Here is a 2164-nt window from a genome sequence, read left to right as displayed (position 1 = left end):
GACGCACCCGCAAAAACATTTAAAGATTATGCATTAGAGCTAATCGAATCAAAACGCGCTGGCTGGCGTAACGCAAAACACGCGCAACAATGGGAAAACACCTTAGAGCAATTCACATATTCTAAGATTGGCGCAAAACTCCCCGCTGACATATCACTAGCAGACGTTAAAAGTATTTTATTGCCTATGTGGGCAACAACAACCGAAACAGCCGTTAGGCTTCGCGGACGCATTGAATCGGTACTTGACTATGCCGCCGTGCATGAAGACGCTGACAGGCGCAACCCTGCACGCTGGAAGGGCAATCTCGATAAAGTTTTACCACCACCTAGAAAAGTAACTAAGGTAATACACCACCCTGCCGCAAGCTACAATGAAGTGCCTGACATCATGTCACGCTTACGCAATAAAGACACAGCATCCGCATATAACCTTCGCTTTACAATTCTAACGGCTGCAAGGTCTGGAGAATCACGCGGTGCGCTATGGAGTGAGATTGATACTAAAGCCAAGGTTTGGACAATCCCAGCGGAACGCATGAAAGCAGGACGCGAACATAAAGTGCCACTGTGTGATGAAGCTATCGAAATACTCGCCATAATGAAAACATGGAATATAAAGAACTCTGACATTGTTTTTATTGGTGGGCGTGAAAAACACTTATCGGATGTAGCTATCAATAAAACATTACACGCTATCAATCCAAATGTAACAGTGCATGGCTTTCGCTCAACATTCCGCGTATGGGGAGCAGAAACAACATCAACGCCTAGTGCAGTATTAGAGCTGGCATTAGCACACGTTAATCAGAATGAAGTTGAAGCAGCATATCAACGTAGTGATTTATTTGAGCGTAGGCGCGACCTTATGACCACATGGGGTAATTACTGCAAAACTAAAGGCAATATTGTCCAGTTGGTACAAAACGCATGAACAAAAAGATATTCGGTTAGGTGAAAATTGTGGAATATGATTTTCTCGATAATTTGATGGATGCAGACATGAACCTGCTTGAATGGCGCAATTCACAGCCCTATGATGGCGTGCTTGGACAGTTGGAAGATTGGGTACCTAAAGCGATTAAAACCGAATTTACCCATATTCGGAACAAGTTACTTGATGCCATGAATTATAAAGAGCTAGTCAAGGTTAAGAAAATAAGACAATGGATAGATGAATGTTACAAAAAGCAAAAAATACAGGGAGATGAAATTTATCGCCCATCCATTCCGCCAAAATTTTTGCGAGATATTAGTTATTTGGCACTTATCCAAAATGCTAATTCTTTAGATGAAACTGAAGGCTTGCGTATGCTTGCTAAATACGAAGCTACTATAGGCGCAACTTACAGCAATGAACAAAGTAAGCGTGCAAAAGTGCCGAGAAAACTAACAGAAACATTTAAAAGAAATATTAGAAATAAATATATTAAAGCTCAAAATGAAGATGGTGTTTATGGCGTAGTTAAAGCCTTAGCGGGGACTTATGACGTATCAGAAAGACAAATCCACAACATAGTGAAAGACTTAATAAAAAAATGAATTAGGAAGTAGCCACGCTATTTCAGACCGTATTGAGAAACTGTAAATCCACACATTATAGGATTTACATCATGACACACCAAAGCCCACCACGGTTGCTGGACGTTTCAGAAACAACCAATCGCACTAGCCTACGCAAAACAAAATTATACGAGCTTATCAATGCTGGAGAATTACGCCCTATCAAACTAGGACGTAAGACAGTGTTTAGCGAGCAGGAAGTCAATCAGTGGATTGAAACCCAAATCGCTAAGAGGTGCTTAAAATGAAAAAAAGCCCTCTACCCGCAAAGATAAAAGAGCTTTCTTACGTTTCTTATTGTACCTCAAAACTAAAAGCGTTATTAGCTATCAATCCACACCTTTGCCATGACCTCATTTTTTTAATCGCGCTAATCGCCATTATGGCAATTCTGATTGGCGGTGTTATATGAATGTGGATATGCAATTCACTACTAATGAAGGTTACTCGGATGATGTTTTTAAAAATTGTTCTAGCACTCCACCTGCTAGTGAATGGTTAAAACCTGTTAGCTTATTACAAGAATCTGAGCCGCCACAATATCCACTAGAATCCCTGCCAAGCGGCCTAGGTGATGCAGTCCGAGAAGTCATAGAGTTTGT

The 2164-nt window shown here is 40.9% G+C and carries 5 protein-coding genes; all 5 read left to right on the top strand.

The window, feature by feature from the left end; genetic code table 11:
* A partial coding sequence (locus Q7U33_RS12035) for a site-specific integrase (protein WP_304861327.1) occupies positions 1-933 on the top strand: 933 nt, incomplete at its 5' end.
* A gap of 29 nt (positions 934-962) precedes the next feature.
* Positions 963-1541, top strand: coding sequence for a hypothetical protein (locus Q7U33_RS12030; RefSeq protein WP_304861325.1), 579 nt, complete (start codon positions 963-965; stop codon positions 1539-1541).
* Between the two features lie 71 nt (positions 1542-1612).
* Complete coding sequence (locus tag Q7U33_RS12025) at positions 1613-1810, top strand: AlpA family transcriptional regulator (protein ID WP_304861322.1); 198 nt, start codon at positions 1613-1615, stop codon at positions 1808-1810.
* Complete coding sequence (locus Q7U33_RS12020) at positions 1807-1974, top strand: hypothetical protein (RefSeq protein ID WP_304861320.1); 168 nt, start codon at positions 1807-1809, stop codon at positions 1972-1974. The genes Q7U33_RS12025 and Q7U33_RS12020 overlap by 4 nt, the downstream gene beginning before the upstream one ends.
* 8 nt (positions 1975-1982) lie before the next feature.
* Positions 1983-2164 (top strand): hypothetical protein (locus Q7U33_RS12015; protein WP_304861317.1); only part of this gene is annotated, 182 nt, incomplete at its 3' end.

The sequence above is a fragment of the Methylotenera sp. genome, from assembly GCF_030653755.1.
Lineage (GTDB): Bacteria > Pseudomonadota > Gammaproteobacteria > Burkholderiales > Methylophilaceae > Methylotenera.
Note: the sequence above shows the minus strand (reverse complement) of the source record. Positions and strands in the feature narration are given on the sequence as shown.

What these genes read in the sequence shown, in the direction of transcription:
- Q7U33_RS12025 (WP_304861322.1), top strand. Translation starts at nt 1,613, where the DNA reads ATGACACACCAAAGCCCACCACGGTTGCTGGACGTTTCAGAAACAACC.
- Q7U33_RS12020 (WP_304861320.1), top strand. Translation starts at nt 1,807, where the DNA reads ATGAAAAAAAGCCCTCTACCCGCAAAGATAAAAGAGCTTTCTTACGTT.